Source organism: Pseudomonas sp. 5P_3.1_Bac2, from assembly GCF_025465995.1.
Taxonomy (GTDB): domain Bacteria; phylum Pseudomonadota; class Gammaproteobacteria; order Pseudomonadales; family Pseudomonadaceae; genus Aquipseudomonas.
On record NZ_JANLNY010000027.1, the window covers coordinates 126,301 to 149,678 of the forward strand.

At 56.3% G+C, this 23,378-nt stretch carries 10 protein-coding genes; 6 read left to right on the forward strand and 4 right to left on the reverse strand.

Features of this window, described 5'->3' with window-relative positions; all coding sequences use genetic code 11:
• Positions 1-18: 18 nt before the first annotated feature.
• Positions 19-1,260, reverse strand: a complete 1,242-nt coding sequence (locus NTD81_RS17195; protein ID WP_262183896.1) for a restriction endonuclease subunit S — start codon at positions 1,258-1,260, stop codon at positions 19-21.
• Positions 1,257-3,239: a class I SAM-dependent DNA methyltransferase gene (locus tag NTD81_RS17200; protein WP_262183897.1), complete on the reverse strand. Its 1,983-nt coding sequence runs from the start codon at positions 3,237-3,239 to the stop codon at positions 1,257-1,259. Before NTD81_RS17200 ends, NTD81_RS17195 begins: the two co-directional genes overlap by 4 nt.
• A gap of 1,047 nt (positions 3,240-4,286) precedes the next feature.
• On the opposite strand from NTD81_RS17200, the gene NTD81_RS17205 reads away from it, so the two are divergent.
• The 5 genes from NTD81_RS17205 (at position 4,287) to NTD81_RS17220 (ending at position 13,366) form a co-directional block, all read left to right on the forward strand.
• Positions 4,287-4,532, forward strand: coding sequence for a helix-turn-helix domain-containing protein (locus NTD81_RS17205; protein WP_262183898.1), 246 nt, complete (start codon positions 4,287-4,289; stop codon positions 4,530-4,532).
• Positions 4,533-4,848: 316 nt separating this feature from the next.
• Positions 4,849-6,078, forward strand: a complete 1,230-nt coding sequence (locus tag NTD81_RS17210; protein ID WP_262183899.1) for a tyrosine-type recombinase/integrase — start codon at positions 4,849-4,851, stop codon at positions 6,076-6,078.
• Between the two features lie 398 nt (positions 6,079-6,476).
• The gene (locus tag NTD81_RS21505) at positions 6,477-6,722 is read left to right on the forward strand and encodes a helix-turn-helix transcriptional regulator (RefSeq protein WP_410017177.1); all 246 of its coding nucleotides are present in this window, start codon (positions 6,477-6,479) and stop codon (positions 6,720-6,722) included.
• Positions 6,715-7,725, forward strand: a complete 1,011-nt coding sequence (gene trfA, locus NTD81_RS17215) for a plasmid replication initiator TrfA (RefSeq protein WP_262183902.1) — start codon at positions 6,715-6,717, stop codon at positions 7,723-7,725. Before NTD81_RS21505 ends, trfA begins: the two co-directional genes overlap by 8 nt.
• A 529-nt stretch (positions 7,726-8,254) precedes the next feature.
• Entirely contained in the window at positions 8,255-13,366 is a 5,112-nt protein-coding gene (locus NTD81_RS17220; protein WP_262183903.1) for an ATP-binding protein, read from the forward strand.
• Positions 13,367-14,077: 711 nt separating this feature from the next.
• Here the strand turns inward: NTD81_RS17220 and NTD81_RS17225 are convergent.
• Positions 14,078-15,228, reverse strand: a protein-coding gene (locus NTD81_RS17225; protein ID WP_262183905.1) for an IS3 family transposase whose coding sequence is annotated in 2 segments (ribosomal slippage) — positions 14,078-14,985 and positions 14,985-15,228 — 1,152 coding nt in all. Because the reading frame shifts where the segments join, the coding sequence is not laid out codon by codon here.
• Positions 15,229-16,041: 813 nt separating this feature from the next.
• Here NTD81_RS17225 and NTD81_RS17230 point away from each other — a divergent pair.
• The gene (locus NTD81_RS17230) at positions 16,042-17,403 is read left to right on the forward strand and encodes an MFS transporter (RefSeq protein WP_410017174.1); all 1,362 of its coding nucleotides are present in this window, start codon (positions 16,042-16,044) and stop codon (positions 17,401-17,403) included.
• A gap of 306 nt (positions 17,404-17,709) precedes the next feature.
• Here NTD81_RS17230 and NTD81_RS17235 read toward each other — a convergent pair.
• The coding region (locus NTD81_RS17235; protein WP_262183908.1) for an Ig-like domain-containing protein at positions 17,710-23,378 on the reverse strand (5,669 nt) is incomplete at its 5' end.

Sequence of the window (23,378 nt, forward strand, 5' to 3'; positions counted from 1 at the left end):
CTTGTATTAATTCGGGGCTTAAGCGCTGGCCGGTGGCTGCCAGCCGCGTACGTCGATTTTTCCGGTGACGGCAGCGGAGATTAGGGCGGAGCGGCGTTCTTGGAGTAAACCTATCTGCTGACGGCACTCTGCTAATACCTCGGCTTCATACCGAACTAAGGCACATACCTGTTGCTGTATCTCCTTCGAGGGAATGCGGATTTTTTCTTTCAGCAATGCTGAAAGATTCAGAGGTCTGTTACGACCCGCTGCGCCACGAGAACTTTCGTTCAACAAAAAGTCTCCGTGTTTCGTTGTCAGAAGGGCGTATACAAACTCAGTCTCAGCAATGCCTTGCTTTCCGCGAAGTACAGGGTATCTATGTGAAACAACCATCCCTTCTTCATCATTACCTGCAAGAGCAACAGCCCCCTCCCAAGCAAACTGCCCACTTATTATCAAGTCACCACTCTTTATCCAGAAAAAATCAGAGTCACCCATATCGTGCATTTCTTTGGACTCTTTATGAAACAATCCTCTATCTCTGTTGAAAACTCCTATTGCGGAGTAGGTTTCTCCTTCGCGCTGTTTTACCGGTCGAGATACGACATCAACAGCATGATCAAGACGCACTAAAGGAAGGTTTTGATCGGACAGCGCTGACAGTGCTATTCCTCGCCGTTTTTCCTTGATCAACTCGATCAGGTGCTGCTGCTCTTTGATCAGCGAGTTGATATGGGCAATTTCGTAATCAAGGAAAGCACCAATCGTTCTCTGCTCGCTAAGTGAAGGAAACGGAAGAGATAGCTGAACAAAGTTGTTATATCTGAGAGCCTGACCATCACGAACAAGGTTGCTCGTATTTTGAAGCGCAGATATGAAGGGTGCAGATTTAAAAAGATGTTTAAAAAACCTGTTATCGATCTCTCTATTAGCAAAGAGCGGCACATATGCAGAACTTACAGCGCCGCTATAGGAGCAAAACTCTAATCCACCTTGGAAGCTCCGCATACTAATTACAAAGTCATTTACTTCAGCCTTTTTTAAAATATCTCGACCCAGGATAACCTGCACCACCTTCTGGTCTTCAAGCTCTGAAAATAACCTTTGCGGAATCACTCCATACTTTTGTGAAGCTGTAAGTTGTTCGTCACTTTCAATGGCCTTTACATTTCTCTCTGAGAAAATGTTTTTGCTCCGAAAAATGTGCCAGTGACTTGGTACTTTATCCACCCACTCATGCCCGGAGCTTTTATATTCCGGATAGCTGGAAAATGTCATGCCGACAGCCCCTCGATCATCTGCTTGATGCGGTCGGTACAGGCCTTCAGATCACGGTCGATCTCTTCCAGCGGGCGCGGCGGCTGGAACACGTAGAAGTGGCGGTTGAAGGGGATCTCGAAGCCAACCACACCGACTTCGCCATCCTGCACATCGGTCTTGCTTTCGTCGATCCAAGCATCCGGCACATGGGGTTTCACTTCGCGCACGAAGTAGTCGTACACCGATTCGCCCAGCGGAACATTCTCGTTATCGCGCAGGCCGGCATCAGCTTCCGGCTGGCCTTTGACCATGCAGATATCCGCCTCGGGGTCGCGCTCACTCAAGCCGTTGAGGATGGCCTTCAGCTCGGGCGCGCTAGGGGATACATCGTGGGCGCTGAGCGCCTTCTTCAGCAGTTTGCTGAACTGCTCGCGGTTGCGGTGTAGCTGGCTTTCGTCCATCGACTGCAGCGCTTCGATCAAGCGCTGGCGGGCCGGGGCTTCCAGCTTCGCGATGGCTTTTTCTTCCAGCACCTTTTCAATGCGCTGGCTACTTACCTGGAAGTTCAGGCGCAGCGGACGCTCGACCGTGATGCGTCGGTAGCCGAAGGCTTCGACGGGGAAGATTTTGCTCTGTGGGGTTTCCTCAAAGCGGCCATACAAGCGCACCAACTCGTCGATCTGCTCCTCGGTGAGGTACTGGCGCTTGCTGCCCAGCGACTTGCGCATCTTGGCAAAGTGCTGGCTGCCATCAATCAACTGCACCTTGCCTTTGCGGGCGGCGGTCTTATTGTTACTCAGCACCCACACATAGGTGGCGATACCGGTGTTGTAGAACATATCGGTGGGCAGCGCGATGATGGCTTCGACCATATCGTTCTGCAGCAGGTAGCGGCGAATCTCCGACTCACCGGAACCTGCGCCACCCGTAAACAGCGGCGAGCCGTTGAGGATGATGCCGATGCGCGAGCCACCTTCACGCGGGTCACGCATCTTGCTGACCAAGTGCAACAGGAACAGCAGCGAGCCATCAGACACACGCGGCAGGCCTGGCCCGAAACGGCCGTTGAAGCCCTTGTCGGTGTGCTCATCGGTGATCTGCCTTTGTACCTTCTTCCATTCCACGCCAAACGGCGGATTGCTGAGCATAAAGTCGAAGCGGTGCTCAGGGCCGGCCAGTTGGTCGTTGGACAGGGTGTTGCCCAGCTTGATGTTGGAAACGTCCTGCCCCTTGATCAGCATGTCCGCCTTGCAGATGGCAAATGATTCGGGGTTCAGCTCCTGGCCGTGCAAAGACACCGTGACCTGTTGGCTGATGGACTGGATGTACTCGTCGCCCTCGGAGAGGAAACCGCCCGTGCCGGCAGTCGGGTCGTAGATGGTGACGATGCTGTTGGGCTTGAGCTTGTCGTCCTGCCCGGTGATCACCAACGAGGTGGTCAGGTGCACGATATCGCGCGGGGTGAAGTGTTCTCCGGCGGTTTCGTTAGAGCTTTCCGCGAACTTGCGGATCAGCTCTTCGAAGATGATGCCCATGCCACGATTGCTGATGTCTGCAGGGCTTAGCGGCGCTACGGCAAAACGCTGAACGACCTGATATAGCAAATTGGCAGCGGAAAGCTGTTGAACGAAGTTCTCAAACTCAAAGTGTTCGAAAATCTCCCGAGCTTCTTTACTGAACGACTGCACATAGCTCATCAGGTCAGCGGCTGTTTGCGTATCGGACAAGGTTTCTAAGGTGAGCTTGGAGGCGTTGTAAAAGTCATGGCCTGAGGCGCGCAGCAAGAAGCGCTCACGCACCAGATCAGGCCGGCCTTCCTGCGCGTAATGCTCACGGATCACGGCTTCTTTAGTCGGCGCCAGCACACACTCCATACGACGCAACAAGGTGAACGGCAGGATGATGCGGCCATACTGAGATTGCTTGAAGTCACCGCGTAGCAGATCGGCAATCGACCAAAGGAAAGCGGCCGTCTGGGAATGATTTTCCGTGTTCACGCAATAGGTTCCTTGGAGTACATGCAAAAAACCGCCAGCTTAACCTGTGGGGCTGGCTATGTGTGAGAGGCCCACGAGGACATATCATCACTTGGCTTCCTACACTCCAAAGCACTAAACCCAGTTTACCCCTGCAACCGATGGTGATCAGACGTCGGTCAGGTTCAAGTCACTAAGGTATCTATACCAGCCCAACTATTCCCCCGTCTCGCCTTGCGACCGTAACCAAGCGCTTAGCTTTCATAAGTCCTTTCTGAGAGGGAATAGCGCTCATATTCTTGTCTATAGAAAGAGAAGAAGGAATCACGCGCGAAGGAATGAGGGAACAAGTGAGGGGACAAATTGAAAATTCCGAGCAAAGTTCCGCTTACGGACCTTTCAGGAATTAAAACGCCTGTTTGTGTTTTTTTCCGTGCTTGTGTGATCGGCGTCCGCTCGGGAGTATGGCGCTCAAGACCTGACGAAACGGAGATAGCTCAGAAAACCTAATGTTTCCAGCGCCTGAACTACCGCCTGCAATCAGCCTATGCCCCTGAAAATTCCTCGCGCGCACCATTCACCTATGCCAGCAAGTGACATGACAAATCTTGCAAGCCACTTCACATGCCTTTTGAAGACATTGCGGCGATCCCTGCATGAGTTGGTTCAGCAGGATTTGGAAGCAGTGTCTTGATGGCTTGTAGCTCGTTAACACTGAGGCAGGCACCAGTCGCAGCAATACGCTCCCCCCACCCTTGACCTGACAGCTCTTCGCCCTTTCTAACCAAATAACCAAATCGCTTATATACATCGCGTAGATCATCGAGCATATCAGGATAGACAGGCCCGCCAGTAAACCGGATTGTCAGTCGTCCAAGCGATGAGCGCCTGATGACATACCTGGGTAACACAGGTGCGCACCGGCGATCTCGCCACCATAGTCTCAGCCACTGTTCTATAAAAAGCATGTGTCATTCCTTCCTGAGGAGCACATGCTAGCAATAACCCGATTTGGGATAAACCTATTTTAGGTTTATTTAAATTACCGGCCCAATTCCGGTACCCCCAATGAAGACCATCCATTCCGCGCCCTATCAACGATTACTGGAGCTGTTGATAGGAGCACGCAGAGACGCGAAGATGACCCAACAGGATCTCTCTGCCACGTTAAGACGACCGCAATCCTATGTGTCCAAGTACGAAAGGGGCGAACGCCGTCTCGATGTATTGGAGTTTCTGGAGGTTGCTCGTCAGCTCAATACGGACCCGTATCGGCTGCTGCAAGAAATCGAACCTCTACTCGAAAATAAATAGCTGTGAGATGTCAGCATCGACTGTAGACACACCGCAGCGCGGTGGATCTTGTATCCCTATGTGTATCCCAGGTTTTATAAAAACCACAAACACACTGATTTCACTGATTAATATCGATCAGTTCAAATGCCCCCGGCCCACCAAATGTTCTTCCCAGGAAGTCCCATAAAAGCCGTAAAGCCCAGAGAAATCAAAGCTTTACGGCTTTTTTGTCGCCCGCGTTTTCCCAGGTAATCCCAGAACATCCCATGGTTGACGGGGGCACTAACGGGGGCATAAAACGCCCATCAAGTCGCCCTTGAGAGGATGTGCCCCCATGCCCCTGAAAGATATCAACTGCCGAAATGCTAAGCCGCAGGACAAGACCTATCGCCTGTACGACGAGCAAGGTCTGTACATTGAAGTGCAACCCAACGGGGGGCGGTACTGGAGGCTGAAATATCGTTTTCTAGGAAAAGAAAAACGCATGGCCTTTGGCGTCTATCCCGAAGTCGGATTGCTGGACGCACGGAGGAAGCGCGACGAAGCTCGAGCGCAATTAGCAGCGGGGCATGACCCTTCTCTCCAGAAGCGAATGGCTAAAGCAGTCAGCCAGTTTGATCACCAACACACGTTTGAGTCGGTCGCTTTGCACTGGCTCGCCGTTCGCGAATCATCTTGGGATCCCGAGTACACCCGCACCGTGAAACAAAGGCTTGAGCTCAACGCTTATCCTTGGCTGGGGAAGCTTCCCATCAGCAGTATTTCAACCCCCTTATTGGTCGAGAATCTTCAGCGAATCGTCAAGCGTGGCGCAGCCGAAACGGCGCGTCGTGTAGCGCAGATTTATAAACAAATCTTCGAGTTTGCTGAAGCTGCAGGGATCACTCCCTCACACCAGATTGGAAATCTGTCCAGGACGCTCCCGGCCAAACGCGTAAAACATTTCGCTGCGGTGACTGATCCTAAAAAGCTCGGCGCGCTTCTGAATGTGATGGATAACTACAGCGGAACCTTTCCCGTTTGTTGTGCGCTCAAGTTGGCTCCACTTCTGTTCTGTAGACCTGGCGATTTACGGCATATGGAATGGAGTGAACTCGATCTCGAAGCCGGCGAATGGCTGATACCTGGCGCAAAAATGAAAGGACTTACCGTCAACAAGCATGACAGAGCAGACCATCTCGTCCCGCTTAGTGAGCAAGCGATAGCAGTGCTAAAAGAGCTGAAGCCGTTAACGGATAGGCACCAATATGTTTTCCCTTCGGCACGGGGAGGGAACCGCCCAATGTCGAACAATGCTCTCCTTGCTGCTTTACGTCGGATGGGCATCAGCGGAGACGAGATGACCGGCCACGGATTCCGCGCATCGGCCCGCACCATTGGGGCCGAGGTCCTCGAACTTCGACATGATTTGCTTGAGCACCAACTGGCACACTCCGTGAGAAATCCGCTCGGGCGGGCGTATGACAGGACCACCTTTTTGAAAGAGCGCCGAGAAATGATGCAAGTCTGGGCGAACTACCTCGACACCATCAAAGCAAACGCGACCAGGGAGAACCTAGCCTGAAAGAATAATTTATATCTGCCAGTTGCAATCGCAGGCCTAGTACTGGTAAAAATTGGTACCCCACGGGAGGTCTTAGGACACCGTGGGACCGCCGAACAGGCACTCAAACTTCCAATCTGAACTTCCAGATCGGATAGCACTAGCGCAACGGCTAGCTGCAACCTCAAAGCGACAGTGACGCCACAAATCCGTCCTGTATCTGTTAGATCTCCTCAAATCTAATTCCTAAAACCTGCGTGAGTCATGCCCTGACTTTCTGCTGGCCATAACCTCAGGCCCTGCGCGAAGAGCTGTTTAGACACTCTACTTCCGCGCAAAAACCTGAGCTGCCAACTCACTATCACTCAACGCTTTTACCCACGAGGACGGTGGAAGCGCTGTTGCGTGAGATACACAGCATGACAATACGTAGTAATGATCATCTGGATCTCGGGGTCGAAAAACGTTTCCTCCGCCTTCCCGAGGTCGAATTTGTAGTTGGGAAAAAACGCTCCTCGATTTACCGAGCTATCTCCGAGGGTAAATTCCCCGCGCCCTACGAGCTGGGCAGCAGCAGGTCAGTCGGCTGGCTGAGCACCGATATATCTGCCTGGATCCTCAGCCGAACGCGTGTGCAGCTTCGTGGGTGCTCCCACAATGGCTGAGGCTCCAATATCAACCTGTGCCGAACTAGAAAACCTAAGTGCATCTACCCACCCGGTGCGCGGATGCGTCGCTAAAATCGAGGCGATGAAAGCAAAGGCACTGGCCATGCCTCGAGCCGCAGAACCGAGCGCCACGGTTGTGGGAAGTACATCGCGCTCACTCCCACTTTGGCCTAATACCGATCGGGGAGTACCTAACATCGCATTACGCTCGGCGTTGTTCGGGGCAATTGCAAAGGGGGCACGGAGCTGCTTCGAGCGGGAAAATATTCCCGCTCAGAAAAACATCACGATCAGTTACACCGGCGCACAACTTGATCAGGGCGATCTGGACGTATGGCTGACCGTACTGCATTTGGCGAAAAATCAGCCCATCGATCAGGAATGCACCATTACCGCTTATGAGTTGTTGCAGCTGCTGCAATTAACGGACACCGGCGCAAATCGTAAAACACTCATCAGTCGCCTTAGCCGGCTGAGTGCCTGTGCGCTCGAGGTTCAGGCCGGACCACTGATTCATTTTGAGGGAAGTCTGATCAACAAATTTTCCCGTGATGAATACAGCCGCCAGCTCATAATTCGCCTTAACCCTGGTCTACACAAAATGTTCGCACACGACCAGTTCACCCAAATTCACTGGGGAGTTCGGCAAACACTAAATGGTCATTATTTAGCCCAATGGCTACACGCCTTCTACTCGAGCCATGCAGCCCCGTTTCCACTGAAGATTGAAACTCTCCATAGGTTGTCCGGCAGCAAAACCACCGATCAATCGAAATTTCGCCAGCTACTTCACAAAGCATTGGACGCCTTGAGCCGGTCGAGCACCGATCATGGGCAACCGTTCAGTTATTGCATGGAAGGCAATCTGGTAAAGATCGAAAAAACTCCGAGTAAAGCGCAACGCCGCCACCTGAATAAGCGCCAGGATGGGAAAAAAATACCGTTATTGCAGGCGGGAGATACCGTCGCAGCAGGTATGGGGTACCGTCATAGTAGGTAGCCCTTACCGTTGTAGCGAGCCACCTACCCTCTGACTATCTGACTCGAAACCCAGCAATGCCCTAGGTCCGGGGAGTTAGTCACCGGCTGCTAATCCTCCCTAATCCAAATCTAATCCATCTGGAGGAAAGTGAACCGGATATATGATCGCGTCAGCTTGCGGCCGATTTTGTTGAAAAACTAGGTGTCCGGCAGAGTCGCTTGTTAGTTGCCTGAAAAACGTCCAAATCGAGCGTTGCTACGTGAAATCTAGAGCAACTCGGCCACCACAAAGAATCAGATTTCAGCGTCAGCCACGTACTTTCGATAGCCGAAATCGCCAAGGGAGTTTTTCAACAGAATCGGCCAGAAGAGGACAATCGGCCACGCCTGCCCTAGGCTCTGGCTCTGGCTCTGGCTCAATTTAATTTGTGAAAAGATGAATTGGAAGCTGATGTCCATTCGGGTGAAACAGCACATAGGGTAGGCTTACTGAGTAGAGCAGCCATTTGCGCAACGTATAGATGATAGATGTGGAGTTCAGACCCGGTATGGATCTCGGTTCAAGCCCGGCCTCGCGTGGGCCGGCCGGCGCATATATCGAAGGCGAACTTGGTGCGCTCTATCTGCTCGCCCTGCTGACAGGCAATCGGGCGCCGGGAATGCCAGACGCCCGGGTCACCAGCGTCCGATTTCAAGGCACCGAACAAGGTTTTAAGCTGGACGACCTGATCGTTTTCGGCGTGGGGCCAGCCGGCGACTCTATCCTCGAAGTTCAGTCGAAGCGGGATATCGCTTTCTCTCCGGGGGACAGCATTTATCAGGACGTCGCCTCCCAGATCGCGCGGAGCGTGGTGGGTCCCGTTTCGGAGGATCGACACCTTCTCGGCATCGCGACGCAACGAACCAGCCGCAAGATTTCTGGCGCTTATCAGGACGTGCTCAAGTGGGCGCGAACCATGGAGAGTGCGTCGGCCTTCTTCACGCGGATAGGGGCCAGAGGCATCGCGAGCAAGGATATGCGCGATTTCGTCGCGACGACGCGAAGGCACTTGGTCGCCAATGGTGTCGCTGATGACGAAGATACGATCTGGCGGCTATTGCGGCGGATGCTCATTCTCGAATTCGACTTCGAGGCAACATCGCCGATCGCCCGGACCTATGGGCAGGCCCTCGCACGGACGGCGCTAGCTAACGAGGACGTCGGCCGCGCCGAGGCGCTGTGGAGCCGGCTGATCGACTTGTCAATCAAGACAGGGACCACCGGCGGTGAAATAAACCGAACAGCTCTAGAGGTCAATCTCGCAGAAGCGGGATTCCGGCTTGCTGGCGGCCGCGAATATGGTCCGGCGCGCGTCAGACTCACCGAGCTTGCGCACAACACGCTTGCACATATCGGCTCGAGCGTGGCGGGGGTGACCTTGCCGCGGCTAGAAGCAATCACTGCTGTAGACGATGCATCCGAAGTGCATCGTTTCATCGAGATCTGCGGGAGTCCTGGTGTCGGCAAATCCTGGGTCCTCCGCCATCTCGCTGAGCGTGTTGCGCGCCATGCGCCGATCATTGTCCTCGACCGGGACTCGACGCCTCCGGGGGGTTGGCTGTCGTTTTCAAACGCTCTCGGCATCCCAGGATCCGCTGTTGAATTCCTGACTGATCTGGCCGCAAGCGGCGGCGCGATACTCTTCATCGACGGCATCGACATGTTCGACGATACCGGGCGCCAGCGCACTATCACCGAGCTAATGAGGGCAGCGAGCGCGATCCCGGACTTCAAGGTGATCGCCACCATCCGCACGACCGGCAATGACGATGTCGAACTCTGGCTCGACGATCAGATAATTGCTGCAATGGGCGGCGCGTACGCGATACAAGTTGGCACCCTGACGGAGGATGAAATTGCGACCCTCGTCGATCAGGCGCCCGATCTTCGATCGTTGCTGGCCCCGAAGCATCCTGCAGCTGGACTTGCACGAAATCTCTACCGACTGTCCCGGCTCTTAAAGGTGCCTAGCGCTACCAGGATTCGGACCGAGGCAGCGATGGCCGGTTTCTGGTGGAGCAGTGCAGACGGCGCACCTGCAAACGACGTTCGCGCAGCGCAGCGTCTGATGGCAGCTCTCGCCGACAGCGCCATGAAGAGCGAAGAGGGTCTTGAAGTTGCCGAAGACTCAATGGCGCGCTCACATCTGATCGACGCATTAACGCTCAGGGAAGTGCGGCGCGACCGGCTCGACTTCTATCACGACGTGCTGCGTGACTGGGCGATAGGCAGCTATATCGCCGAGCACCCCCAGCGTCTGGCCAATTTAGACTTGAGTGTACCGGTCTCACCGCGCGTTGCCCGCGGCATCGAGTTCGCCGCGCGCCTCGCGCTGGAGTCGAGTGCAGATTGCAGCGTGTGGCTCCAACTTCTGGGGCAACTCTCGGCCCCTGGAGCGCATGGGTCCTGGCGGCGTCAGGCGATACTTGCCTTGCCGCGCTCGGAGGCCGGGTACGAATTGCTCGAAAAGTGCAGCGCCGGATTGCTTGCAAATGGGGCGGCTCTACTCGTCGAACTATGCACGACTATTGCTGCGGTCGAGACCGTGGCGACGGTCGACCTGATGACGATGCCGGACGGTACCAAGGCCGATCTCCCGCGCTCCTATCGAATCGATGTCACCGGCGCCGCCCTACTAGTGCTGCGCTGGGTGCTGACCCATGTGGCCGAGATTTCGATTCCGGCGATCAGCGCAGTGCTCGAACTAGTCAAGATACAGCTCTTCCTCCTCAAGCATCTTCAACAAGTCGCCAGCCAAACAGCTGTCATGCTGTTTGGCTGGCTACGACAGCTCGACGTCCGCGACGCCAAGGTGACGATCCGGGATGAGCGGGTCCTTGGGCGAACTGCGAGCGACGAACGAAGCAGTTTGATCGAGCAACTTCGCGTGATCGCTCTGTTGCTCGGCGAGTTCGCACCTGATGAGCTCAAGGCCTATCTCAGGGAGGTTGGAAACGAGCGGAACAGCCACAAGGTCGATGCGATCCGGAGTTTTTCGAAAGCGATCGCACCAGTTGCGCCCACTGAACTGGCGGCGCTCGTACTGACAAGCCTCCTTCAGAAGAGGGATCCGCGCAGCCGTCGCGACCGCATAATGCAGCAGACCTTCACCTTCGCCGACAGCAGCTATTTGCCGGCCTCGCCGGCTCAGCCCCCATTCTTCGATCTGTTGGATTCTGTCCCCGTAGAAGGGTTGAAGCTGATCCGGGCACTGGTCGCGGAGGCGATAACATTCAGCACCGACGCGCGTGCGCCGGCAGACTCTGGCTTCACCATCGATTTCGGTGACGGTCCGCGCCTCTTTCCCCGAACCGACAGTTATCTCTGGTCGCGGGATCAATGCCGCGATTATTCGGCTGCCTCCGGGCTAAAGGCGCTAGAGGCCTGGAGCCAGCAAAGGCTCGATGATGGCGCCCCGGTCGATGAAGTACTCGCCGATATCCTCGGGCCTGAGGGCAGCTGTGCGGCATATCTCCTGATCGCGGTCGATGTGTTGCTTTCGCATTTCGACGCAGCGCGCGATGCGCTGGCTCCGTTCATTGCCGTCCCGGCGCTGCTGGCCATCGACCGTATGCGTCGGGACAATGATCACCTAAGACTCGGGTTGGATCAGTTTGTGATCGGGAAGGAACCGAACGCCAAGATCAAGCTCGCCGACTTGAAGGGCCGCCCGTCGCGACGCGCATGCTTGTTCGACGCAGTGCATTTTTATCTGGGGGACGATCCAGTGGCGAATCGTCTGCGCGAGCAACTAGGTGCCGCGGTCGAGAGTCTCGACCCCATTCAACCCTACTCGAACTGGAGTGACGCGCGGCTCATCGCGCGGGTGGCCTACAACATGCTGCAGCGATCGAACTGGATCGATACCGAGGATGGAAAGCTGCTATATCAGTCGCCAGCGGACGAGACCGCGCACTTGGAGGAGATGGAAAAGCAGCGGCTCTCATTCATTCGTTCGAACGAGATTGAATCGCGCATCGAGTTAGCGGTCGCCGGCGGAGGTGAACACGCTACCGCCGCGACGGCGCGCGATGCGGTAACCTATGCGGGCGGCGATCTTCCCGACGATAGGGATACCGATTACCTCAAGTCGCGCTCAACCCGGCTTATCACGACGGCCTTACTGGTGGCTCGCGACGGTGACGACGCTCTTCTCGCCACCGAGGAGGCGTGGGTCCGGCAGGTCGTCGCCATCGCGCTTGAGGAGCACTCCGATCGCGGCGGCGGATCAGAGGATACGCTGCGCTTCAATCGGCCGGCGCTTGCCATCCTTGCTCTGATACATCTCTGGGCCAGGAAGGGGAGTCAGACGGACCGGAACGCGCTGATCCGGCTCGCGACGCGCGAGGATCGCAGTGCGGCGCCGGCGTTCACAGCCGGACTCGGACGGATGCTCAAATTCGAGCCCAAGCTCTTTAAGGCAGCAATGCGCGCTGCGTTCGCAAGCTTGACTTGGCGGTGGAAGAGCTACGACGAAGAGGACGAGGCAGAGCATGCTCGCTTCGGCGCGGGGCGGGCCGCGGCGGTAGATGCTGAGGTCGCAGCCGAGATTGCCTGGCTGGATGGAGAGGCCGAACCTGAGTGGCCGTTCTGGCCCGAGGAACGCCCGCGTCTGCGGCGCGGATCGCGCATCCACGTTCCTGAACTTACAACGCCGACAGAGCTCAGGGAAGACGAGACGATAAAGTCTGCAGTCACCGAGCAGTCGTCGCTCATTCATGTCGACAGCAAGGCGGCAGCGCAATGGCTGGCGATCCTCCAGGCAGCCCCAAAAGGGTCGATCGATTGGCGACAGGAGCTGGTTGAGGCCTATGTCGACTGGACCTCGCGTATCAACGGGTTAGGTCTGCCGGTAGATATCGAGATCGATCGCGATCCCCACAGCTGGAATCTGCACTACTACGCGCTTTTCGCCGAGCGGCTGCTCGACGCCAACGATTCGGCGTTCGAAGCTGATCTGAAGCTCGTGACAGATCTACCGGATCAGACGTTTGGCGAGATCGCGCAGACTGTCATCCATTCGGCCGACGCGCTCTATTGCAATGATCCGCTGCGTCCGGCCGCACGGCCTGCCGATTTACGTGCCCGCTTGGCGCATCGTGTTATGGCGCTCCACCGGTGGCGATATGCTCACGATCCGGCCAGTTCACGGATCGACACGCAGATCGGCGGGATCGTCGCAAAGGTAATGCTGAACACCTACAACCCGTTCAACGGGACGCAAAGCTATCTGCCGCCCGTACTATTCGACCGTGTCGACCCGCTCCTTCCAAGCATAAGACCGCTGCTACCAGGGGGGCCGACAGCCTTCGTGGCGCTGTGCACGATGAACCTCCTCCTCGTTGGAACGCGCGCGCGCCATCTAGACTTCCTGCTTGAGGCGACCGAGGCTTGGTTTGGTCGCACGGAGGCGCCAGGACTGTGGATCGAACTGGGCATCGGACACAAGGTAGTTCAGTGGTTAGCAGCTGTGATGATCCAGGAGCCGGAATTGCTCCTACCCAAGCATCCGATGCGCGCCCGTATCGACCGCATGCTCGGGCGGTTAGTCAGCGTTGGTGTTGCGGAGGCCCATGAACTCGAATTGAAGGTCGAAATGGCAGCCAATGGCCTCTCCTGACCGAAAGCGATGAAGACTCATGAAAATACGTAGGAATGAGCATTCTAGCGTAGCTTATTCCCAGCTATTTTCTTTTTCCCACACGCGCAAACTAAAAGTGTATTGCGCACGCGCGCTCTGAGAATCCAAGGTCACCTCCGTTATCGCCGACTAAGGACTTCATATATAAATAGGTGTACTTATGTTCACCTTTTTTGCCTAATAGCTGACCAGTGAACGCCCGCAGCCCCACGAAAGTGCACATATGTTCACCTTTTGTAGAGCACTGCTGGCTAGTAATGACAGAAAATGTCGAAAAGGTGCACTTAAGTTCACCTTTTCGCACTTTTAAAGAGTTCAGATACACATGCCCACCGTACTAGAAATCGCTTGCAGGCAATTAATTTTCTATGAAATGATTCGGTTGCTTAAAAAAAATCAGCACATGGTGGCTGACTAAGTGAGCTGCCCTTAAGCAGCATATTTTTCTAGCCTCTCCTCAACAGAGACGGCTTTTCTGGATGGGGTCTCAGGCCACGCCAGCTCTCGCATTTACCCTTCTAGCTCTATGACACTACCGCTGACACTGCTCAGCAGGTGCGTAGCAGCAGCTCAACACTCACCACCGATGCGGTCCATTTAGGCCATCAGCCTGACAGGCCGAAATGCATTTACGGTAAGCAGCGAGCTCTCCATTCCCGTACTGCGGCGTACTGAATCGCCCCAGGTTTTCTAGACACTCTCCAGGATCTGGAAATAGCGCTTTTCAAACTCTACCGGCGACAGCTGTTTGTTGAAGCCGTGCCGGCGTTTTGGGTTGTAGAACATCTCGATGTAATCGAAAACATCAGCGCGAGCATCCTGCCGGGTGCTGTAGATCTTTCGCCTGATCCGCTCCCGCTTCAGCAGCTGGAAAAAGCTTTCCGCTACCGCATTGTCATGGCAGTTGCCGCGTCGGCTCATGCTGCCAAGCAAGTTGTTGGCTTTCAGGAAGCTCTGCCAGTCACCGCTGCTGAACTGACTACCCTGGTCTGAGTGAATCATCACTTCCTGCTTTGGCTTACGCCGCCAAACCGCCATTAGCAATGCATCAATAGCCAGATCGCTGGTCATTTGCGGCTTCATTGACCAGCCAATTACCTGCCGCGAAAACAGATCGAGCACCACCGCCAAAAATAACCAGCCCTCATAGGTGCGGATGTAGGTTATGTCCGTAACCCAGACCTTATTGGGTTCGGTGACATTGAATCGACGCTCAAGATGATTCGGTGAGGCCACTGGAGGCTTGCCACCATAACGGCCCGGCCGACGCCGATACCCTGTCTGCGAGCGCAGTCCTTCCTGGCGCATTAATCGAGCAACGCGATGCCTGCCGCACTGTTCTCCAAGCTCACGCAGGTCGTCATGGATTTTGCGGTAGCCGTACACACCGCCACTCTCTAGCCACGAGTGCTTGATTAGGCCAAGCAGACGTTGATCATCCTTGGCCCGTGCCGACTTCGGTTTAGCCAGCCAGGCGTAGTAACCGCTGGCATGTACTTTCAGGGTCAGGCACAGACGGCGAACCGAATAGTCTGCGGATAGCTGACTGATAAAGGCGTACTTCAGCCGCACTCCTTGGCAAAGTACGCGGCGGCCTTTTTTAGGATGTCTCGCTCTTCGGTCACGCGCTTGAGTTCAGCACGCAGACGACGCAGCTCAGCTTGCTGATCATCCTCTTGCAGGCGTTGCTCTGCGGGTTTGCTGTAGCGCTTCACCCAGGCATACAGGCTGTGTGTCGACATGCCCAAACGAGCCGCTACCTCAGCCACCGGCAGACCTCGCTCAGTGACCTGTTTGACGGCTTCGATTTTGAATTCTTCGGGATAACGCGGGTTGCTCATGGCACCTCCTAATGGGCCGTATTATGAGGCCTGGAGGTGTCTACGAAACTAGGGGCGATTCATTATTCATTATTAACGTCTGCAAAACTAACGGTTCACTAAAGCCTGCGTATCCTCAGACGTTATTAAATGTAGCGACAGTGAACTCGCGATAGCGATGGTTGGGCGCAATGATCGAGGGTCAAGCCGCGATTAGGCAAGGTGCTTTGTAACCCCGCAAAGCCTTGGTCTTATGGCCGCGCATCAGGCGATGCGACGCGGGGACTTGCCACAGATTTCAGCAGCCTCCAGCAACTCATTCGCCTGCCTCTGCGACTTACCGGGTGTGGCAGCCTTTATCCAGTTTTAGAGAGACGTCGAGGGATACGCTGATCTCTGCTACTGAATATCCATGCCCAACGACCTTCCTAGCGGCTTCGGCCTTGAATTCTGGGGTGGAGCCGTTGGCTGTTCATAGACTGCTTCCTAGGTTCAAAGCATAGGCAGAGATGTCTAGCGGGGCGCGGAGAGTCCAGCTATTAGTCTCACACAACAATAAAGCCCTTGCAGAGGCCACTTGGCGCTATTCATCCCCTGGCACTTCAGCGAAGATAGCCACCACTCGTCGCAGCCTCTTATCAGGCTCTGGACGAAGAGTCGTCGAGCGCAGCTCTGGCGCGGCGAAGATCGTGTTGCTATCACCTAGGCTGACGGCGGGGCTGAGTCCTGCTCAGTTCGCTTGATTTAATGCCTCGCGATTTTTGACCCGCGCTCCTGCACACAGGCACTGTTCGCTTCAGGTCTAGGGCTGTTGTGTTCCTTAACTACGTCCAGATGCCCATGACTAATAATATTGCTTCTGCGCCTGCGGCCCCGGTCAACTCCCGGGCACGTGTCCTGCTTGCCAGCTTGATCGGCACCACCATCGAGTTCTACGACTTTTACGTGTACGCCACGGCAGCCGTGCTGGTGTTCCCTCACCTGTTTTTCCCACCGGGCAACGAGACCACCGCCCTGCTCGCCTCCTTTGCGGTGTTTGGCGCGGCGATGATTGCCCGGCCACTGGGGGCGATATTTTTCGGCCATCTGGGTGATCGACTAGGGCGTAAAACCACCCTGGTGATTGCCCTGCTGACCATGGGTATTGCCACCTTTTTGATCGGCCTGCTCCCCACCTACGCCATGGTCGGCTGGGTCGCACCGCTGTTGCTGGTATTCCTGCGTCTGGCCCAAGGCTTTGCCATTGGCGGCGAATGGTCGGGGGCGGCACTGGTGGCCACCGAGAATGCCCCCAAAGGCAAACGCGCGCTGTTTGGCACCTTCCCGCAGTTGGGCGCACCACTGGGCTTTATCATCGCCAACGGGCTGTTTTTGATCGTCGCCGCGCTGCTGCCTTCGGTTGATCCGTCACGGCCTTCCGAGGCGTTTTTGGATTGGGGCTGGCGTATTCCGTTCTTGTTCTCCGCAGTGATGGTGATCATCGGTCTGTGGATTCGCATGAACTTGGTGGAAAGCACCACCTTCACCAAGACCCAGAACCAAGGCAAAGTGGTGAAGTTGCCTCTGGCCGAAGTGACCCGTAAACACTGGCGTGAGCTGGTGCTGGGCACCTTCTACATGCTCGCCACCTATGTGCTGTTCTACCTGATGACCACCTTCAGCCTCAGCTACGGCCGCGCACCTCTAGAAGCGGCACCGGGCAAGCTGCCAGGGCTGGGTTACAGCTACAACGAGTTCGTCTTGATGTTGATTGCCGGGGTGGTTTTCTTCGGCATCTTCACCTTGCTGTCCGGGCCTTGGGCGGATCGTTTTGGCCGACGTAAAACCCTGATCTGGGTGACCCTGGGTATTATCCTGTTTGGCCTGTGCTGGGTGCCATTGCTCAACGCCGGTTTTGTTGGCGTGATGCTGTGGCTGATCTTAGGCTTTAGCCTGATGGGCATGACCTTCGGGCCCATGGGCGCGCTGTTGCCAGAGCTGTTCCCCACCAACGTGCGCTACACCGGCTCGGGGATCTCCTACAACGTATCGTCCATCCTTGGCGCCGCACTGGCGCCGTTTGTGGCCGTATGGCTGTGGAGCCTGGGCGACGGCAGCCCGGCGTGGGTCGGTGTGTACCTGGCCGCCATGGCCGGTTTGACGCTGTTAGCGCTGCTGTTGGGCAAGGAAACGCGGGATATTGATATCGAGGCTTAAGCCTGTGCTTTGATGCCTGTTGAATCAAAACGGCAGCCCACGGGCTGCCGTTTTTTATGGGCACAGGCTAGGCGAGCGGTCATTCGCGCCCTATCTGTGGTGGCGCAGAACGCGAGGGGGGAGGGGGGATGGGTGAAGCGTCATCCACCCTACGAGGTGTGAGTCTCGAGTAGAGTGCAATCGCCGCACAAGCGCTTGCACCTTATTGGGGTGAGCTAGCAGCACCTTCTTCTGGGCACAAAAAAGCCCGTCGAAACGGGCTTAGGTCGTGTGGGGAAGGCGTGGCCGCAGCCACGCCGGTTAGGGTTACACCATGATCTGGTTGTTTTGCAGCAGGGTCAGCAGATCGGTGTGGGTGTCCACCAGGGTCACCACCTCGGTGAAGTTGGACTGCTCGCCAGTGCCGTCACGGTCAATGCTGATTACCGTGTCGTTACCGCGAATTGCCACGTTCAGATAGTCGAGGATGCCTTTGGCTGAGTGATCCAGCGTCAAGCCATCCTCACCCTTGTAGAACGACAGCGGGCCGCTGTAGTCCAGCAAGTCACTGAGGTCGATCACATCAGCGTTGGCATCCTGAGTGACATCACCCACATGGAAGCCATAGACACTGTCGTGACCGTTACCACCGGAACCATCGACGCTATCCAGCAAGCGATACAGCAAGGTGTCGTTACCCCCATTGGTGAGGTAGTACACGTCGTTGCCGCCGCGACCTTCAAAGACGTTGTTGGCTGCGTTGTCGGTGAAGGTGTCGGCCTTGTCACTGCCGGTTAAACCTTCGATACCGACCAGCTTGTCCACCCCCTGCCCTTCGGCCACCCCGGTTTGCAGGTTGGCGTTGATGGCATTGGCCGAGCGACTGTAATCGACCACATCCATGCCGCCATCGGCGCTCCAGTGCGGGCCGCCAGACATCACATGATCCCAGCCAGCACCACCGGTAAAGGTGTCGTTGCCTTCGGAACCAAAGAAGGTGTCGTTATAGCCCGAACCGACAATGCCGCCGACGCCGATAGTGTCGTTGTTGGCCGTGTCACTCTCGGCCGTCAACACATAAGCATCGTGGGCCTTACCGGTGGTCAAACCACCCCAAGACTGGTTAAGGGTGGTGTTGGTATAACCACCCTGCTCAGCCACGGCGCCAACATGGTTAACCACACCGTTTTCAATGCGCAGCAGTTGCACCGAGTAGGTTTCGTTGGCATCCAGACCATAGAAACTCACCAAGCCCAAGCTGTTGCTGGTGCCGGAGGTTTGTGGGTTGATGATCTGTGTGGAAACCAGCTCGCCCTTGGAGTTGTACAGCTTGACGGTGTTGCTATAGAAAACGTTCAAACCGTTCTGGTCGAGGATGCGCACATGCATGCTGGTGCCATCGGCCACGCGGTTGTTGTTCTTCACCAACAAGCTCGGCGCCGAACTGTCTCCAGCCACCACGGCCGCGTCCGCGCCTGGGCGATAGAGGACCAGGTCAATGGCGCCGTCCCAGTCGTAGTCCAGGGCAGCCGCACCGGAGATTTCATCTTTTTTGTAGGTCCCCAGCACGACACCGCTTCCGGCCCAAGTGTTGTTGCCCTGGTTCAGATACAGAGTCAGGTCCATCTGGCCGGTAATGGGGCTGTAATAATCGCCCATACGCGGCACCTCGATGACGTCCATCTTGCCGTCGTGGTTCCAGTCCATGGCCACGGACGTGGCCCCCTCAACGTTGTCTCCAAACCACAGTGCATCCTTGTCGGTGGCCAACAAACCGCCCTGGCCATCGTTGAGATAGATCCGGCTCTCGTTGGAGTTCGCACCGTTTTTCGAGCCACGGTTAAGGTACAGGTCAAGCCAGCCATCGCCGTTAAAGTCCGCCCAGGTCATGGCGATTGTCACGTCGCCCAGGTCCATCCAGCCTTCGTTACGGAATACCCCGGTGTAGTTGCTGTACTGACTAAACTCGGCGCCATCGTTATACAGAACAGCTAAGCCTGTACCGCCGTTGCCAGCTAAAGTACTGCCGTTGTAGTTGGAGTGCGCGGTGATATCAACGCGACCGTCGTTGTTGAGGTCGACTGCCGATACTTCATGCAGGACGACTAGATTCGACGGCGTTGCCCCACCAGGGTTACCAGCAGCACGCCCCGCTACTTGCTCAGCACTGATAACACCTTTGTCGTTCTTGAAGAAGCTGATCGAGTCAGCCTCGGAGTCACCGAGCACAAAGTCCAGATAACCATCACCATAACGGTCATAGGCAATTGCACCACCTAAGTGGTTGAGCGTGCCCTGGGCAAGAGCCTTAGGTTGATAAGTACCGTCGGCATTCTGGAGCCAATAAGCAGTATTGGCCCCACCATAGGTACTGATCTGCGACATCACATCAGCCAAACCGTCGCGGTTGATATCTGCAAACACGATCGAGTTGGTAAAGTGCTGGTAAACATCATCGATGTTTACGTTAGCACCGCCGCCGTTGGCAATTGTTGGCTCGGCCAGATACACCGAACTGTAATCAGTTTGGTTTTGCGCGGTGTAAACCCGCCCGGCGTTAGCCTTAGATGTGCCGGACGTGCCCCGCACACTCTGGTAGAACGTCAGAGAACCATCCTGATTTAGGGTGACCGCTGCCGCGTTCATACCCAGAGTATCGGTATCGGTGGTGCCCCCCCAGCTCTGCTCAATAATCGTTGCGGCTGTATCGCCTTCGCTCACCCCAATACTGGTCACGGCGCTCATCCCGGAGCGGTTACCCGCTTCGTCCCAGACCACAAAGGCCAGGTTTTGCGCGCCGCTCGGCAGGCTGGTGCTTAGGCTCCAGGTACCGTCTGCATTGGCTTTGACGTAACCGATAACGGTATCCAACCCCTCCTGATAGGTGCCATTGCCATTCACGTCGCTGACCAACGACACCAGTGCGCCGGCCTCAACGCGCCCGTAACGCTCACTGTCGAAGGTATGCACGCTATTGCTGTTGAGCGCCTGCGTGATCTCCGGTGCGGCAATGATGCGCTCTGGGGAATCCAGATCGACCACGACCCGATACCCCTCCTCGGCAAACTCGGTATTGCTCGCCAGGTTGCCCGCGTCGTCGATCACCCGCAGGTGATAAACCAAGCTGGTGCTGCTGGTGAATTCAGGCAGCGCCAGGCTCCACTGCGTACCGCCTTGCAGCGCCAGGTTAGTCCAAGTACGACCACCATCCAGGCTGATCTGCAAGTACTCGTCCTGTGGCAACACATGGCTCAGGGTGCCTTGTAAGGTCACCGTTTGATCACGGGTGATGTGGTCATTGTTGAGCTTGTTCACGCTATCGCTGAACGGCACATCCAGACCATGGGTGGTGTCGCGGGTCAGGCTGTTATCCGTGCTCAGCTTGGCGCCGTCTGGGCCGGAGGCATCCGGACCGCTGGTGTCGATCTGCACAGTTTGGCTGGTGCTGTTGCCCAGGTTAGCCGCCGCGTCGATAACCCGCGCCTGCAACTGATGCTCACCATCGGCCAAGATTTGCCCTTGCAGGTCAGCCGTCCAGTGGAGGCCGTCACGCACGGCGACCACCCAGGTGCTGCCATCGACGCTGACTTCCACCCGCTCACCCGCCGCCAGCTCACGATCCAGCGAGCCGTGAACCAACAGGCTGTTGTCGTTGGTGATGAAGTCGCTGCTGCTTACGCCGCTGTCATCACTGATCGAGTCAATGCTGACCTTCGCCTCAGGCACGCTGACATCCACCTGCACCACTTGCTCGGCATAACCCAGCTGGTTATTGGTTAAGTCCACTACCCGTGCTTGATAGGTGAATTGACCTTGATGCAGGGTCTGATCCTGCAGCGACCAAGTGCTGCCGATGACGCTGGCATACACCCAGGTTTTGCCACCGTCGTTGGATACCTGCACGCGCTCGCCCTGCAACAGCTCGCCGCTCAGAGTACCGCTAACCGTCAGGCTGCTATCGCTGGTGATGAAGTCGCCGACCACACCGGTGTCATCACTGATGGCATCGATGCTGATGGTGATTGCCTCGCTCACCGGCATGATATGAATGCCATGCCCCGCGCTCATCGCGCTCTGGTTGTCCGCCGCGTCCGTCGCCGTGACCGTGAACAGATGCTCGCCAAACGGCAGTGGATCAACCGGGGTAATGCTCCAGTTGCCCTGCAGATCGGCATAGGTGCTGCCGATTTCTTTGCCGTTGTCGAACAGACGAATCAGCGCCCCAGCTTCGGCACCACTGCCGACCACCTGCGGATGTTGGTCATCGGTGTAAGCACCATTGGCGATAGGACCTGTCTGATCGCCCTGATCATCAATCACCTGATCAATGTTCGGCACGCTTGGCGCGGTGACATCGGCAACGCCGGTTTCACTTGGCGCACTGATATTGCCGGCCGGGTCTGTAACCGTAACCGTGGCTTTTTCACCCTCATTCAGTGGGTTGGGTTTAATCGCCCACTGGCCGTCTTTATCCACGGTGGTGGTCAAGGTGGTGTTATCTGGCAGCTTAACCACGATGGTTCCGCCTGCCTCAGCACTACCGCCCAAGCCTGCTTGGTTATTGCTTTCAATGCTCGGGGCATCCGGCGCGATCAGGTCAGCCTTACCAGTAGGGGTTTGCCCGCTGATATTGCCGCTTGGGTCGCTCGCGGAGACTTTACCTTCCTCAGCGTTAGCTAGCGGGTTGGGTTGCAGCGTCCATTGGCCATTGGCATCGACTTGGGTGGTGACAGTGTTGCCATCGTCCTTGGTCAGGGTGATGGTGCTGCCCACTTCGCCAGTACCGCTCAGACCGCCGAGGTTGTTGCTGTCTACCGTCGGTGCATTCGGTGCGGTGATATCGGCAACGCCGGTTTCGCTAGGCGCACTGATGTTGCCGGCGGGGTCAGTGACCGTAACCGTGGCTTTTTCGCCGTCATTCAGTGGGTTGGGTTTAATCGCCCACTGACCGTTTTCATCAACCGTAGTCGTCAGGGTGTCGCCATTGGGCAGTTTAACCAAGATGGAGCCACCGGCCTCAGCGCTGCCGCCCAGACCTGCTTGGTTGTTGTGTTCAATGACCGGAGCATCCGGCGCAGTGACGTCGGCTTTACCCGTGTTAACCGGCTCGCTGGTATTGCCGGCTGGGTCAGTGATAGTCACTGTGCCCTGCTCGCCGTCTTCCAGCGGGTTCGGCTTGATCGCCCACTGGCCGTCGGTATCGACAGTGGTGGATACGGTGCTGCCGTCCGGTAACTTGACCACGATATTGCCGCCAGGCTCGCCAGTACCGGCCAGGCCTGCTTCGTTGTTGCTTTCAATCACAGGCGCCTCTGGAGCGGTGACGTCAGCTTTACCGGTGTTAACCGGCTCACTGGTATTGCCGGCTGGGTCAGTGATAGTCACTGTGCCCTGCTCGCCGTCATCCAGTGGGTTCGGTTTGATCGCCCACTGACCGTCGGTATCCACAGTAGTGGACACAGTGGTGCCATCAGGCAGTTCCACCACGATGGTGCCGCCCGCTTCGCCGGAACCTGCCAGACCTGCTTCGTTATTGCTTTCAATCACAGGCGCTTCTGGAGCGGTGACGTCAGCTTTACCGGTGTTAACCGGCTCGCTGGTGTTGCCGGCTGGGTCAGTGATGGTCACTGTGCCCTGCTCGCCTTCATCCAGCGGGTTCGGTTTGATCGCCCACTGCCCGTCGGTATCCACAGTAGTGGACACAGTGGTGCCGTCTGGCAGCTCAACCACGATGGTGCCGCCCGCTTCACCAGTGCCGGCCAGGCCTGCCTCGTTGTTGCTCTCGACCACGGGTGCATCGGGGCTGAGCAAATCAGCCGCGCTGGTGATGGTCTCAGCACTGACGTTGCCACTTGGATCAGTCGCCGTGACCTTACCTACCTCACCATTAGCCAGCGGGTTAGGTTGCAGTGCCCAGTTACCCTCGCCATCCGTTTGCGTGATGACAGTGCTGCCATCCGGCTTGGTCAGGGTAATGATGCTGTCGGCCTCGGCTG